We start from the raw sequence: 15082 nt of genomic DNA on the forward strand, positions 1-15082 counted from the left end.
ACTCTCACCCTCGCGTGGTGCGCCGCCCGCACCCGCCATCCATCGCCAGCCGCGTGCCCTCGGGCCGCCCCGACCCATGGAGTGAGTGTCAATGAGCGGCGGACTCCCGTTTCCCGCATCCCGCAAGTCGTTGCCGTCCTCGACGGTCTTCCTGATCTTCGCCGTCGCCGCGCTGCTGTCCGGCTGCGGGCTGCTGCCGGTCCAGAACCCGCCCGCGCCGATCAGCGAGGCGCTCGTCGAGCCCGTCGAGGAAACCGCCGGCGAGCCGCTGACGATGCCGCCCGTGCCCGCGCCGACGCAACCGGAGGAACCGGAAGCGCCGAAGAAGCCGCACCGCGAAGTGGCACGGCCGAAGCCCGTGCAGCGCCCCGAATCGCCGACCCCGCCGCCGCCGCCGCCCCCGCCGCTCGTCGCGACGCGCGCGCTCGACCGCACCCAGATCCATGCGCTGCTCGACAGCGAAGTCGCGCGCCGCAACGGCAAGGTGGTCGGCCGCGCGGTCGACATGGTGGTCGATGCGAGCGGCAAGCCGCGCGAGATGATCGTCAACCTGCAGGGCTTCATGGGGATCGGCGACCGCAAGGTCGTCTTCCCGTGGAACGTGTTCCGCTTCACGCCGGGCGGCAAACAGGAGCCGATCGTGCTCGACGTGCCGTCGGGCGATCTGCCGCCGGCCGCGCGGCCGAAAGCCGTGCCGCTGTCAGGCTCGGCCGCGGCGTCGCCGGCGACGCGGCTGCCGATGCTCGACAGCGATGTCGAGCGCCCGAACGGCACGAAGATCGGCCGCATCGTCGACGTGCTGATCGACCGCGGCGCGCAGCCGCAGGCCGTCGTGCTCGACCTCGGCGGGCTCGTCAATACCGATCGCCGTTCGATCGCCGCGAGCTGGGGCGCGCTGCGCTTCGTCACGCGCGACAAGGCGCTGCACCCGCAGCTCGACCTGAACGACGCGCAGATCAAGGCATCGCCGCCGTATGCGGCCGACAAGCCGATCGTCGCGGTCTTTCCGCCCGTTGCCCCGGCGGCAGCGGTGCCGGCTTCGTCTGCGAGTGCCACCCGATGACGATCAAGCATTCCGTCAGCGTTCGCAGTCTCCGGGCCCTCGACTGGCTCAACTTTTTCGTTGCAAACGTTCAAACCGGGTTCGGTCCGTTCATCGCGTCCTACCTCGCGTCGCACAAGTGGACGCAGGGCGAGATCGGCATGGTGCTGTCGATCGGCACGATCAGCGCGATGGTCAGCCAGGTGCCGGGCGGCGCGGCCGTCGATGCGCTGAAGAACAAGAAAGGCGCGGCCGCGTGGGCGATCGCGGCCATCATCCTGTCCGCGGTACTGCTCGCGTCGAGCCCGACGATCGTGCCGGTGATCGCCGCCGAGGTGTTCCACGGTTTCGCCAGCTGCATGCTGGTGCCGGCGATGGCGGCGATCTCGTTCTCGCTCGTCGGCCGCGCCGACCTCGGCGACCGGCTGGGCCGCAACGCGCGCTGGGCGTCGATCGGCAGCGCGGTCGCGGCGGGCCTGATGGGGCTCACCGGCGAATACTTCTCCGCGCGCGCGGTGTTCTGGCTGACCGCCGTGCTGGCGCTGCCCGCGCTGTTCGCGCTCGCGATGATCCAGCCGACGCACCAGGTGATTCCGCAGTCGTCGAAACCTGACGACCTCGACGAAGCCGGCGAGCGCGAAACGCTGCTCGAACTGCTGCGCGACCGCCGGATGCTGATCTTCGCGGCCTGCGTCGTGCTGTTCCATCTGTCGAACGCCGCGATGCTGAACCTCGCGGCCGGCGAAGTCACGGCCGGGATGGGCGAGAACGTGCAGCTCGTGATCGCCGCGTGCATCATCGTGCCGCAGGCGATCGTCGCGATGCTGTCGCCGTGGGTCGGCCGTTCCGCGCAGCGCTGGGGGCGCCGCCCGATCCTGCTGCTCGGCTTCTCCGCGCTGCCGGTGCGCGCGCTGCTGTTCGCCGGCGTCAGCAGCCCGTACCTGCTCGTGCCGGTCCAGATGCTCGACGGCATCAGCGCGGCCGTGTTCGGCGTGATGCTGCCGCTGATCGCGGCCGACGTCGCGGGCGGCAAGGGCCGCTACAACCTGTGCATCGGGCTGTTCGGGCTCGCGGCCGGGATCGGCGCGACGCTCAGCACGGCCGTGGCCGGCTACGTCGCCGATCACTTCGGCAACGCGGTCAGTTTCTTCGGGCTCGCCGCGGCAGGCGCGCTCGCGGTGCTGCTGGTCTGGCTCGTGATGCCCGAAACGCGCGTCGGGAACGGCGACGCGACGGCCGACGAACCGGCGCCCGCCTCGCCCGAACAGGCGCATTGACGGCGGCGTGCCGCCGCTCCCCGCTTCTTGGCCGACGCACGATGGATACGATCAGGACACTCAACGAAGCCCGCCAGCAGATCCAGCAGTCGATCTTCGATCTGTTCAAGGGGCTGTCATTCGGCGAACGGCTCGCGCAAGGCGGGCTGATGGCGGTGCAGGCCGTCTGCGGCGCGTGCCTCGCGTATGCGATCGGCCGCGCGATGCATAGCGAGCAGGCGGTATGGGCGGCGATCACCGCGATCGCCGTCACGCAGCACAACTACTCGGACACGATGTCGCTGTCGCGCGACCAGTTCATCGGCGCGATGGTCGGCGGCGTCCTGGGCTTCGCCGGTGCGGCGTTGGGCGGCGATCGCCTCGTCGCGTATGCGATCACGGTCGCGGTCGTGATCGTCTGCTGCTGGTGCCTGAACATCGGCAGCGCGGCACGGCTCGGCGGCGTGACCGCGACGATCGTGCTGCTGTTCCCGGGCAACGGCCCGCTGTGGGACGTTCCGCTGATCCGGCTCGGCGAAGTGACGCTCGGCACGGTGTGCGCACTGGGCGTGTGCTGGGTGATGTCGAGAATCGAGCGGCGCTGGTTCCGCCGCGCGGCGGCAAAGTGACGCGGCGCCGGGCCACGCGCCCGGCAGCCGGATGAACGATCGGAACGCTGCGTGACGATTACGGACCGGGTTACGGACCGACCCGCAGCACGATGCCCGAGCCGATCTGCACGAGCAGGTAGTCGCCGCCGACGCCGACCCAGTGATAGCCGCGCGGCGGCGCACTCAGGTGGTAGCCGCGCCAGTCGTCGACCACATACTGGCGATCGCGGAACTCGTCCGGCAGCCGGTCACCCTTGTGCCAGTCGCGGCGCGGCCCGTCGGCCCAGCGCGGCGGTACGTCGTCGCGATGCATCGCGTGCCCGGGCGGCACGTGTTTCGGGCCATGGCCGTGCTGCATCCCGTGGCCGCCGCGGTCGTCGCGATTGCCGTGGTTGCCGTGATCCTGCGCCATCGCCGCGGTGGCGGCGCAGCCGGCCGCGATCAGTGCGGCCAGCATCATGCCGTGCATCCTCTTCATTGTCCTTCCCTCCGTGGTGTCACGTCGAACAAGAAACGACCGGGACTGCCCGATGTAGCACACGGCATCGCGGCCGCATGACCGCGCGTCACGCCGCCTGCTGCTGGTACTGGATCCGGTGCAGGTGCGCGTAGAGGCCGCCGTGGCGCAGCAGTTCGTCGTGGCTGCCCTCTTCGACGATCTTGCCGGCCTCGAGCACGAGGATGCGGTCCGCGCGCTCGATCGTCGACAGCCGGTGCGCGATCACCAGCGTCGTCCGGCCTTCCATCAGCCGCTCGAGCGCGGCCTGCACGTGGCGCTCCGACTCCGAATCGAGCGCCGACGTCGCTTCGTCGAGGATCAGGATCGGCGCGTCCTTGTAGATCGCGCGCGCAATCGCGAGCCGCTGGCGCTGGCCGCCGGACAACCGCATCCCGTTGCCGCCGACCAGCGTATCGAGCCCGTCGGGCATCGCGGCGACCACATCGGCGAGATTCGCGGCCTCGAGCGCGGCCTGCACGCGCGCCCGGTCGGGCGTCTGCCCGTAGGCGACGTTCGCGGCGATCGTGTCGTTGAAGAGCACGACGTCCTGGCTGACCATCGCCATCTGGCCGCGCAGCGCGTGCAGGTCGTAGTCGGCAACCGGTACGCCGTCGACCAGGATCGTGCCGTCCGTCGGGTCGAAGAAGCGCGGCAGCAGGTTCACGAGCGTCGTCTTGCCGCTGCCGGACGGGCCGGCCAGCGCGATCATTTCACCCGGCGCGACCTTGAACGAGATGCGGTCGAGCGTCGGCCGTTCGGCCGCGCCGTAATCGAACGACACGGCGCGGAACTCGATCTCGCCGCGCGCGTGCGGCAGCAGCCGCCCGCCGCCCTGCGGCTCGGCCGGCTCGTCGATCAGCCCGAAGATCAGCTCGGCGGCCGTCATTCCGCGCTGCAGCGGCTGGTTGACGTCGATCAGGTGCTTGAGCGGCGAGATCACCAGCAGCATCGACGTGACGAACGCGACGAAGCCGCCGACCGTCGTCTGGTCGTTCGACGATTGCACGACCGCGATCGTGATCACGACCGCGAGCGCGATCGACGCGAGGAACTGCGTGAGCGGCTGCGCGAGGCCGCCCGAGATCGTCATCCGCATCGCATAGCCGCGCAGGCGCTTGCTCATCGTCGTGAAGCGGTCCATCTCGTACGCTTCGCCGTTATGCACCTTGACGACCTTGTAGCCGCCGACCGTCTCCTCGACGATGTACGACAGCTCGTTGGTCAGCGTCTGGTGCTCGCGGTTCAGCCGGCGCAGCCGGCGGTTGATCTTGCTGACGAGCCAGCCGATGCCCGGCAGGATCACCGCGACGATCAGCGTGAGCCGCCAGTTCAGGTAGAACAGGTAGCCGAGCAGGAAGATCACCGTCAGCGAGTCGCGCACGAGCGTGACCATCACGCCCGTCAGCACCGACAGGATCTGGTTGACCTCGAACACGATCGCGTTGATCACCGTGCTCGCGGTTTCGCGCTGGAAGAACGACGCGCCCGTGTGGAGCATCCGCTGGAACATCTCGAGCCGCAGCTGCAGCAGGATGCGGTTCGATACGTAGTTGAGCAGGTAATTCGAGGTGTACTGCGATACGCCGCGCACCAGCGCGAGGCCGATCACCGCGATCGGCACGTACCATTTCGCGCTGTCGCTGCCGTGCGAGCCGAAGCCGTGGTCGAGCAGCGGCTTGAGCAGCGCCGGAATGCCGGCTTCGGTGGCCGCGACGACGCCCATCGTCATCACGGCGAGCACCACGATGCCGACGAGCGGCCGGATGTACGGCCACAGGCGCTTGAGGACCGTGAGCGGCGAGGTGCCGGTGCCGTCCATCGGTTTGCGAAGTGTGTTCTGGGTTTCCAAGGCAATCCTTCTTGAGCCGCGACGCGGCGCCCGGCGCGTGGCCGCCCGGGTGTGCGCCCTGTCGGGCGGGTGCCGGAAAGGGCTCAACATTATAGCCGCACCGCCCCCGCGGGCACGCCCGTCGCCGATGCGGGCCGCGACCGGGCCGAAGGTATACTGCCGCTCACCGTTTTCTCCGCCTTTCCGACGATTTCATGGCTGAACCCTCCCTCGGCGTCGCCCTCATCGCCCTCAACGCATCCGCGCGGCTTGCGCAGTGTCTCGATGCGCTGTCGTTCGCCGACGATGTCGTCGTCGTCGACGGCGGCAGCACCGACGATACCGTCGCGATCGCGCAGGCGCACGGCGCGCGCGTGATCGTCGAGCGCGACTGGCCAGGCTTCGGCCCGCAGAAGAACCGCGCGCTCGACGCGCTCGGCACCGACTGGATCCTGTCGCTCGATACCGACGAAGTCGTCACGCCGGAACTCGCGCAGTCGATCCGCGACGCGATCCGCGCGCCGGCCGCGCAGGTCTACGCGCTCGACCGGCTGTCGAGCTTCTGCGGCCAGTGGATTCATCACAGCGGCTGGTATCCGGACTGGGTGCCGCGGCTGTTCCGGCGCGGCACCGCGCGATTCTCGGACGATCTCGTGCACGAGCGCCTCGTGTTCGATACCGCCGCGCAGCGCCTGACCGGCAAGCTGATGCACTATTCGTACGAGGATTTCGAAACGGTCGTGCGCAAGCTCGACGCGTATTCGACGGCCGGCGCGCGCCAGCGCCGCGCGGCCGGCCAGCGCGGCGGCTTCGGCAAGGCGCTCGGCCGCGGCGCATGGGCGTTCGTACGCACCTACGTGCTGCGGCGCGGGTTCCTCGACGGCCGCGCGGGCTTCATGATCGCGGTGTTCAACGCGGAAACCGTGTACTACCGCTTCCTGAAGCTCGGTCACGAGCCGGCCCGCTAGGCACCCGCCCGGTGCGCGACCGGCCCGGCGTTACAATGCCGGGTTGCGCGCACCGCGCGTGCCCGCCCGGGCGGCTGCACTGCGCGCCGCCCGTCACGACGACCACCGAATCCGACCGCCATGTTCTCCATCATCATTCCGACCTGGAACAACCTGCCGTACCTCAAGCTCGTCGTCGACAGCCTGCGCCGGCATTCCGCGTACGACCACCAGATCATCGTGCACGTGAACGACGGCTCGGACGGCACGCTCGACTGGGTGCGCAACGAAGGGATCGAACACACGGCATCGCCGGCCAACATCGGCATCTGCCATGCGGTCAACCTCGCCGCCGCGCGCGCCACGCGCGACTACGTCGTCTACATGAACGACGACATGTTCTGCTGCCCGGGCTGGGACACGGCGCTCGTGCGCCGCATCGAGCAAATGCCCACCGACCTGTTCATGCTGTCGGGCACGATGGTCGAGCCGGTCGACACGCGCAACCCGTGCGTGGTCGTCAGCAATTTCGGCCGCGACGCCGAGCAGTTCGACGCGGCGGGCCTCGTCGCCGCGACCCCGAAGCTGGCGCGCGCGGACTGGCTCGGCTCGACCTGGCCGCCGACGCTCGTGCACCGCGACTGGTGGAACCGCATCGGCGGCTACAGCAGCGAGCTGTCGCCGGGCATGAGCAGCGACAACGACTTCTCGATGAAATTCTGGGACGCCGGCTGCCGGATCTTCGTCGGCGTCGGCGACAGCCTCGTGTACCACTTCCAGCAGAAGAGCACCGGGAAGATCGTCAAGAACGACGGCCGCCGCCAGTTCCTGAACAAATGGGGCATGACGCAGGCGACGTTCGACCGCTACTACCTGCATCGCGGCGAGCCGGTCGGCACGCAGATCGCGCTCGATACGCCGGCCGTGGAAGGCCGCCTCAAGCGCGCCCTGCTGCGCTCGCGGATCAAGCGCGCGTTCAGCTGATCCATCCCCGAAAACCGCACGGAAACCCGCCCTGCTTCGCGTATACTGCGCCGTTCGTCCCGGATCGCTCACCGGGACATGCGACGCGGCGCAGATGCCCGCAAGCCGCATTCGTCCATACGACAGGTTCCGATGCTTTCGTTTTCCGCTCCCGCCACGCGGCGCCTGACCGCCGCCCGCGCATTCGCCGTCGCCGCGCTCTGCATGGTGCCCGTTTCGACCGCGCTGACCAACGTGTTCTGCGGGCTGTTCGCCGCCGCGCTCGTGATCTCCCCCGAATTCTGGCGCGACCTGCGCTCGTTCGTCGCCGACCCGGCTTCGCTCGCGGCGCTGCTGATCCTGGCCGCGCTGGCCGTGAGCGTCACCTATACGGTCGCGCCGCATCACAAGGCGTGGAACTGGGTGGCGAAATACGACAAGCTGCTGCTGCTGCCGTTCGCCGTGCTCGCGTTCCGTCATTCGAACTGGGCGCCGATCGTGCGGCGCTGCTGGTTCGGCACGCTGTGCGTGATCCTGCTGCTGTCGACGACCAACTATCTCGGGCTCACCGCGATCGGCCCGGCGTATGCGACCCAGTTGCCGCTGTCGCGCGCGTGGGTGTTCAAGAACCACATCGCGGCCGGCATGTTCGGCGCGCTGCTGTTCTACCAGGCGGCCGATCTCGCGCTGGCCGCCCGCACGGCGCTGTCGCGCGCCGCCTATGCGGGCATCGCCGCGTGGTCGCTCGTCAACGTGTTCGTGATGCTGCAGGGACGCACAGGACAGGTCATCGCGCTGCTGCTGATCCTCGTCGTCGCGGTGCGTTTCGTGCTGTTGCTGCGCCGGGAGTCCGCGCTGCGCGCAGGGCTCGCCGCCGGCGTGCTCGTATTGGCCGGCGTCGCGCTCGTGATTGCTGCATGCACGGTTCACAACGGCCGGCTGACGAAAGTCGTAACGGAAGTGCAGCAATACCGGCAAAGCGATGCGGCCACGTCGACCGGGCTGCGCCTCGAGTGGTACAAGAAGGGGCTGGAGCTGTATCGGCAGCGCCCCGTGATCGGCTACGGTGCGGGCGGCCTCGAATCCGAATTCGAAAAGCTCACCGCCGGCAAGACGGCCGCCGAAGGGCAACTCACGTCGAACCCGCACAACGAATACCTGCTGATGGCCGTGCAGCTCGGTACGCTTGGCGTGCTGCTGTTCGTCAACCTGATCGTGCAGATCGCGCGCGGCAGCCGTGCGCTCGATCCGCGCTCGCGGCACTTGCTGCTCGCGTGGCTCGCGATCTTCGCGATCGGCAGTCTCGCGAATTCGCTGCTGCTGGATTTCGCCGAAGGGCACCTGATCGTGCTGCTGGCCGGCATCCTGCTCGGTTGCGGTGAACGCAGCGAAGCGCTGCCGCGCGAAACGTCGGCGATCCGGCGCAGCGTGTAACGCACACCGCCATACGTTCCGCTGCGCCGCCCGGCCCAGGTCGGCGGCAGCGGATATCCACCATCGCTGCGGGCGAGCCGCGTGACTCCCCGCGAAACAAGCCCCGTACGAACGAAGAAAAACGCGCGTTTGCCGCGTGTCAGTCGGAGCCGGCGCGGTGCAGCCGCGACGTGTCGACGATGATGTCAGCCGGGCCCGGCGGATTCAGCCCGAGCATCTCGGCCGCTGCGGCCTTCACGCGCTGCGCGCCGAGATGGACCAGGCAGTCGCTGCGGCTGTCGACATGGCGCTCGCAGCCTTCGTGCCGGCACGGCACGCAATCGCCTTCCCCTTGCAGCAGCCACACGTTACCGTGCCGGCCCGAGCCGCGCAGCGACCACGGATTCTCGGTCGCGGGCCAATGCTGCGGCCACGGCCCCCAGCGCACGGGGTCGGACGGCCCGAACAGCGCAATCGTGTCGGTGCCGGTCGCGGCCGCGACGTGCGTCGCGCCGGTGTCGGGCCCGATGAAGAGCCGCGCGCGCCGCACGAGCTCCGCGCTCTCGCCGAACGTCAGGCGGCCGACCAGGTTCAGCACGTCGCCGCCCGCCTCGGCCGCGACCTGCTCCGCATACTCGCGCTCGCGATCGGCCGGGCCGCCCGACAGCGCGACCGCGAAGCCCTGCTCGCGCAACCAGCCGATCATGTCGACCCAGCCGTCGAGCCGCCATTGCTTGTAACGGAACATCGGATACGGATGCAGCACGACCAGCGGCTTGCCGGCGCGGATCGCGGGCGACTCGGCGAGCCACGCGTCGAAACGCGCGCGCCGCGCCGGATCGTCGCCGATGCCGGGCGCGACGACCTCGGACACCGGCTCGATGCCGATCACCGGCGCAAGCGCGAGCGTACTGACGACCGTATGCGCGGATTCATGGTGATTGATCGCGATCCCGTTCAGCATCATCCGCGTGAGCCACGTGACGCGGTTCGGGTCGACGAGGCCGACCCGCTTGCGACCGGCGAACCAGCTGTAGAAACGCGGCCGGTCGGAACTCAGCGCCGCGCATGCGAGATCGTAGCGGCGCCACATCGACAACGCGTCGCGCAACCGCTCGCCGAACCCGGCGCGCTGCGCGACCACGATCACGCGCCGCACGTCCGGATTGTGCTCGAGCACGCCCTCGGTGCCGCGAAACACCAGCATGTCGATGTGCGCGTCCGGCCAACGCGCCTTCAGCGACCGTACGAGCGGTGTCGTCAGCAGCACGTCGCCGATACGGCGCGGCGCGGCAACGAGGATGGTTCTGGGCGGACGGGTGGAAGAAAACAGGGCCACGGTGATCGTCTGGCTGGCTGAACAAGGCTGGCAATGTACAGGATTTTGCAGTAGCCGGCGCGGCGTCGCGCACCCGGCCGCGCAGGCTGCCGCGATGCGGCTCCGCCAGCGGAGCGTCGCGCGGTACGCAGCCGCACGACGCGCACCGCGCTACGATGCGATCGGCGCGATCACGGGCGACGTGGCGACGGCCGGCTGCGCGAGCGCGGTACTGGCCGCGGCTTCGTCGCGACGGCCGGCCTGCGGCAGCAGGTGGCGCACCGCGCGCTCGACCGCATCGACACCGATCGCATCGACGGTCGGGCCCGCACGCAGGATCACGTGCGGCACGCCGAGCGGATGCCAGCGCAGGTATTTCTCGGGACGGTCCTCGAACAGGGCGGCCACCGGTACGCCGAGCGCCGACGCAATATGCACGGGCGCGCTGTCGGCCGAGACGATCGCGTCGAGCAGGCTCGCGGCCGCCACCAGCTCGGCGACCGAGGAAGGCGCGACATGCCGTGCATTCACGTCGCGCCACATGTCGCCGTCGGCAGCGTGGCCGATGGCCGGATCGCGAAACACGATCACGTCGGCAACCGGTGCGAGGCGCTCGCCGAGGTCGCGCCAGCGATCGGCGGGCCAGCGCCGCTCGACCGCCTTGTTCGACACGAACAGTCCGACGCGCGGCTTCGTGCGCGCGCCGAGCAGCCGATGCCACGTTTCCTGTAGCGAGCGATCGGGATGCACCGAGAGCGCGAGCTGATCGAGATCGGCGCAACCGAGTTCGGGCACGAGCCGGAAGCCCGACAACGCTTCATGGAACATCGGACGCCGCGCGACATGCTCGGGCTTGCGATCGTCGAATTCGGTCTCCGCATCGTGCCAGCGGCAATCCTTCGCGCGAAGCTGGCGCGCGAACTGCATGCTGCTGCGATGCATGCCGCCGTTCGGCACGATCACCAGGTCGAACCGCAAGCGGCGCAGACGGCGCACGAGTCGCAGCCGGTCGAAGAATGCGCGCATCCGGCCGGGGCGGTCGTTGCGCTCGCACTGGCGGCTGTACACGTAGGTGTGGATCGTGTGCACGTCCGGGTTTCCGGCCAGCGCGGCCGCGTTGTAGCGGTTCGCGACCACATGCAGCTCCGCGCCCGGCCAACGCGCCTTCAGCGCGCCGAGAAACGCCGTCGTGCACAACATGTCGCCCAGAAAATCAATCCGGATCACGAGGATCCGCTGTGTCGGGTTTCCATTGACCATGGTCATGTGGGGGGACAATCAGTTTTTATCGTCGCGACGGGCCGTTCCACGGCATCCTGGTCCGAGGGCCTACCGTGCCGCACGCGGCACGGATCCGCCCGTGTTACGCGCGCGCTACCGCCGCTGCTTGCCGTGCGAACCGGCGGCAAACGCCGCGTTCGGACGGTTAGCGCGGGATTGTATAGCGTCCGGATGGCCAGCCCAAGACCCCCGCAACCCTCGCACGTAAAAACGGCCCGCCGCACCGCACGATGGCGATGCGACGGGCCGCCTCTGCGCGACCGCCGCCGAAGCGGGGCGCGGTCAGTACGTGATTTCGACGACGCTGCCGTCGAACGCCGCGCGCAGATCCGCCAGCAGCACGTCGCTCGGCTTCACGCGCCACGCGTCGCCCAAACGCATTTCGCCTTGCGCCCGCGCGTTGCTGTAGTGGATCTGGACGGCAAGCCCGTTCGGCAGCGGCGCCTGCGGGCGCCGACCGCCATCGCGGCCGCCGCCGCGCGGCGCGGGCGCTTCGACCACGTTCGCCGCGGCCGGATCGTCCTTCGACACGTGCGGCTCGAGCACGCGGCGCAGCGCGAGCGCGTCGGCGTTGCCGTTCATCGTCAGCCGCACGGCCTGCGCATAGCGGCTGCGGGCACGTTCGAGATCCATCACGGTATCGGCGGTGAAGCGAATGCCGCCGGTGAACGCGTCGTTACGCGCCTGCCCCTGCACGATCAGCAGCTCGTCTTCCTTGAACAGCGCCTTGTTCGCCTCGAACTGCTCGTTGAAGATCGTGATCTCGCACTGGCCGGAACCGTCGTCGAGCAGCGCGATCAGCATCTTGCCGCGCTGGGTCATCTGCGTGCGCAGCGACGCGATGATGCCGGCGACGAGCTTGTCGCGTCCTTCCTTCAGGTCGCCGACCTTCTGTCGCACGAAGCGGCGCACTTCTTCGCGATACGCGTCGAACAGATGGCCGGACAGATAGAAACCGAGCGCGGCCTTTTCTTCCTGCAGGCGGCGCTTGTCGTCCCACGCGGGTTCGTCGACGAGCGCGTGCGCATGCGGCGACTCGGCGCCCATGTCGAACAGCCCGGCCTGCATCGCGTTCGCTTCGGCCTGGTCGGCCGCTTCCATCGCGAGCGGCACCGACGCGATCAACTGCGCACGGTTCGGGTTCAGCGAATCGAACGCGCCGGCGCGGATCAGGGCCTCGATCGTGCGGCGGTTGACGACGCGCCGGTCGATCCGTTCGCAGAAGTCGAACAGGTCGGTGAACGCCTTTTCCTCGCGCGCACGCAGGATTTCCTCGATCGCGTTCTGGCCGCTGCCCTTCACCGCGCCGAGCCCGTAGCGGATCGTGCGCGAGCGCTTGCCGTCGGCTTCCGCGACCGGCTCGAACCGGTAATGCGACTGGTTGATGTCCGGCGGCAGCACGGCGAGGTTGTTCACGACGCAGTCGTCGAACAGGATCTTCACCTTGTCGGTGTCGTCCATCGCGAGCGTCATGTTGGCCGCCATGAATTCCGCCGGATGGTGCGCCTTCAGCCACGCGGTGTAATACGCGAGCAGCGCATACGCGGCCGCGTGCGACTTGTTGAAGCCGTAGCCCGCGAACTTCTCCATCAAGTCGAAGATCTCGTCGGACTTCTCGCGCGTGAGGCCGTTCTTCGCCGCACCCTCGGCGAAGATCTCGCGATGCTTGGCCATCTCCTCGGGCTTCTTCTTGCCCATCGCGCGACGCAGCAAGTCCGCGCCGCCGAGCGAGTAGCCGCCGATGATCTGCGCCATCTGCATCACCTGCTCCTGATAGACCATGATGCCGTAGGTCTCTTTCAGGACGGGTTCGACGCGCGGATCCGGATAGTCGACCTTCTCGCGCCCGTGCTTCCGTGCGCAGAAGCTCGGGATCAGGTCCATCGGGCCCGGACGGTACAACGACACGAGCGCGATGATGTCCTCGAAGCGGTCGGGCTGCGCATCCTTCAGCATGCCCTGCATCCCGCGGCTTTCCAGCTGGAACACCGCGACCGTGTTGGCCTTCTTCAGGATCTGGAACGACGCCGGATCGTCGAGCGGCACCTGCGCGAGCGACCAGTCGGCCTTCGACGGATCGAGGCGGCGGATGTAGCGCTCGGCCCAGTCGAGGATCGTCAGCGTCGTGAGGCCCAGAAAGTCGAACTTCACGAGGCCGACGGCTTCGACGTCGTCCTTGTCGTACTGGCTGACCACGCCGCCGTCGTCGCCCTGCGTGTACAGCGGGCAGAAATCGGTCAGCTTGCCGGGCGCGATCAGCACGCCGCCCGCGTGCATCCCGACGTTACGCGTCAAGCCCTCGACGCGCTGCGCGAGATCGAGCAGCTGGTGGACTTCGTCCTCGTGGTCGTAGCGCTCCTGCAGCTGCGGCTCTTCCTTCATCGCGTCGGCAATCGTCACGTGCTTGCCGGGTTTGAACGGAATCAGCTTCGCGACGCCGTCGGTGAACATGTAGCCGAGGTCGAGCACGCGGCCGATGTCGCGCACGGCCGCCTTCGCGGCCATCGTGCCGAACGTGGCGATCTGCGACACGGCGTCCGCGCCGTATTTCTCCTTCACGTACTGGATCACGCGATCGCGGCCGTGCTGGCAGAAGTCGATGTCGAAGTCGGGCATCGACACGCGTTCCGGGTTCAGGAAGCGCTCGAACAGCAGGTTGTAGCGCAGCGGATCGAGGTCGGTAATGCCGAGCGCGTACGCGACCAGCGAGCCGGCGCCCGAGCCGCGGCCCGGGCCGACCGGCACGCCGTTGTTCTTCGCCCAGTTGATGAAGTCCGCGACGATCAGGAAGTAGCCGGGGAAGCCCATCTTCGTGATGGTCCCGCACTCGAATTCGAGGCGCTTGTAGTACGTGTCGCGCTGCGCGTCGCGCTCGGCCTCGACCGGATACAACTGCGCGAGGCGGGTCTCGAGCCCTTCCTTCGACAGCTGGACCAGGTAGTCGTCGAGCGACATGCCGTCCGGCGTCGGGAACAGCGGCAGTTTCGGCTTGCCGAGCTCGAGCTTCAGGTTGCAGCGCTTCGCGATCTCGACCGTGTTCGCGATCGCCGACGGCAGGTCGGCGAACAGCGCGACCATGTCGTCCTGCGTGCGGAAATACTGGTCGGTCGTGAAACGCTTCTGGCGCCGCGGGTTCGCGAGGATGTCGCCTTCCGAGATGCACACGCGCGCCTCGTGCGCGGTGAAATCGTCGTCGGTCATGAACTGCGTCGGGTGCGTCGCGACGACCGGCAGCTTCAGCGACGCGGCGAGCGCCGCGGCCTGCTGGATGTAAGCCTCGGCGCCTGGCTGGCCGTAACGCTGCAGCTCGATGTAGAAGCCGCCCGGAAACACCCGCGCCCAGCGCTCGGCGTGGCGGCGCGCGGCTTCTTCGTTGCCCGCGGCCAGCGCGAGCCCGATATCGCCCTGTTGCGCGCCCGACAGCGCGAGCAGCCCCTGCGCGAGCGCGCCGTCGAGCCAGCTCGCGTCGAGTTCCGCGCGGCCGCGGTACTGGTTCGTGAGCCACGCCTTCGACAGCAGCTCGCAGAGATTCAGGTAACCGACCTTGTCCTTGACCAGCAGCAGCAACCGCGACGGCTTGTCGCGGTCGTCGGGATTGGCTATCCAGACGTCGCAGCCGGCGATCGGCTTGATGCCCTTGCCGCGGGCTTCCTGGTAGAAACGGACGAGACCGAATGCGTTGCCGAGATCGGTGAGCGCGAGCGCGCCCTGACCGTCCGCGGCCGCCGCCTTGACGATGTCGTCAATGCGCACGATGCCGTCGGCGATCGAGAATTCGGAGTGAACGCGAAGATGGACGAAGCGAGGATCTGACATGGGCGCTATTGTAGCCGCCTCGCCGCGCAGGCTGCCCAAAAAATGCCCGCTTTGGCCGTTCGGCCGATGCACGCGGCGACACGTCGCGCGGCTGGCCGATCGGCCGGA

11 protein-coding genes are annotated in these 15082 nt (G+C 68.7%); 6 read left to right on the forward strand and 5 right to left on the reverse strand.

All coding sequences use genetic code 11. The features are described from left to right. Positions 1–91: 91 nt before the first annotated feature. The 3 genes from CFB49_RS12680 to CFB49_RS12690 are packed head-to-tail and all read left to right on the forward strand — an operon-like array spanning position 92 to position 2927. A complete protein-coding gene (locus CFB49_RS12680; protein WP_089491506.1) occupies positions 92–1063 on the forward strand; it encodes a PRC-barrel domain-containing protein in 972 nt (323 codons plus the stop codon). Beyond that, the gene (locus CFB49_RS12685) at positions 1060–2319 is read left to right on the forward strand and encodes an MFS transporter (protein WP_069618121.1); all 1260 of its coding nucleotides are present in this window, start codon (positions 1060–1062) and stop codon (positions 2317–2319) included. Before CFB49_RS12680 ends, CFB49_RS12685 begins: the two co-directional genes overlap by 4 nt. A gap of 41 nt (positions 2320–2360) precedes the next feature. Then, complete coding sequence (locus CFB49_RS12690; RefSeq protein ID WP_069618120.1) at positions 2361–2927, forward strand: FUSC family protein; 567 nt, start codon at positions 2361–2363, stop codon at positions 2925–2927. Between the two features lie 70 nt (positions 2928–2997). Here the strand turns inward: CFB49_RS12690 and CFB49_RS12695 are convergent, their stop codons facing one another. Both CFB49_RS12695 and msbA read right to left on the reverse strand, forming a co-directional pair. Beyond that, positions 2998–3387, reverse strand: coding sequence for an RcnB family protein (locus CFB49_RS12695; protein ID WP_069618119.1), 390 nt, complete (start codon positions 3385–3387; stop codon positions 2998–3000). An 88-nt stretch (positions 3388–3475) separates the two neighbouring features. Then, positions 3476–5227, reverse strand: a complete 1752-nt coding sequence (msbA, locus tag CFB49_RS12700) for a lipid A export permease/ATP-binding protein MsbA (protein ID WP_249190624.1) — start codon at positions 5225–5227, stop codon at positions 3476–3478. Between the two features lie 224 nt (positions 5228–5451). Here msbA and CFB49_RS12705 point away from each other — a divergent pair, with 224 nt between their 5' ends. The 3 genes from CFB49_RS12705 to CFB49_RS12715 all read left to right on the forward strand — a co-directional run bounded on the left by CFB49_RS12705 (position 5452) and on the right by CFB49_RS12715 (position 8580). Beyond that, complete coding sequence (locus tag CFB49_RS12705) at positions 5452–6204, forward strand: glycosyltransferase family 2 protein (RefSeq protein WP_069618117.1); 753 nt, start codon at positions 5452–5454, stop codon at positions 6202–6204. A 120-nt stretch (positions 6205–6324) separates the two neighbouring features. Next, positions 6325–7167, forward strand: coding sequence for a glycosyltransferase family 2 protein (locus CFB49_RS12710; RefSeq protein ID WP_089491508.1), 843 nt, complete (start codon positions 6325–6327; stop codon positions 7165–7167). 132 nt (positions 7168–7299) lie between these two features. Next, a complete protein-coding gene (locus CFB49_RS12715; protein WP_089491509.1) occupies positions 7300–8580 on the forward strand; it encodes an O-antigen ligase family protein in 1281 nt (426 codons plus the stop codon). 139 nt (positions 8581–8719) lie between these two features. Here the strand turns inward: CFB49_RS12715 and CFB49_RS12720 are convergent, their stop codons facing one another. The 3 genes from CFB49_RS12720 to dnaE all read right to left on the reverse strand — a co-directional run bounded on the left by CFB49_RS12720 (position 8720) and on the right by dnaE (position 14974). Then, complete coding sequence (locus CFB49_RS12720) at positions 8720–9898, reverse strand: glycosyltransferase family 9 protein (RefSeq protein WP_069618114.1); 1179 nt, start codon at positions 9896–9898, stop codon at positions 8720–8722. Between the two features lie 150 nt (positions 9899–10048). Next, on the reverse strand, positions 10049–11137 hold the full coding sequence (locus CFB49_RS12725; RefSeq protein WP_089435416.1) for a glycosyltransferase family 9 protein: 1089 nt from the start codon (positions 11135–11137) through the stop codon (positions 10049–10051). Between the two features lie 303 nt (positions 11138–11440). Next, positions 11441–14974: a DNA polymerase III subunit alpha gene (gene dnaE, locus CFB49_RS12730; RefSeq protein WP_069618113.1), complete on the reverse strand. Its 3534-nt coding sequence runs from the start codon at positions 14972–14974 to the stop codon at positions 11441–11443. Positions 14975–15082: the final 108 nt, after the last annotated feature.

This window comes from Burkholderia sp. AU17457 (genome assembly GCF_002223255.1).
Classification (GTDB): Bacteria; Pseudomonadota; Gammaproteobacteria; order Burkholderiales; family Burkholderiaceae; genus Burkholderia; species Burkholderia sola.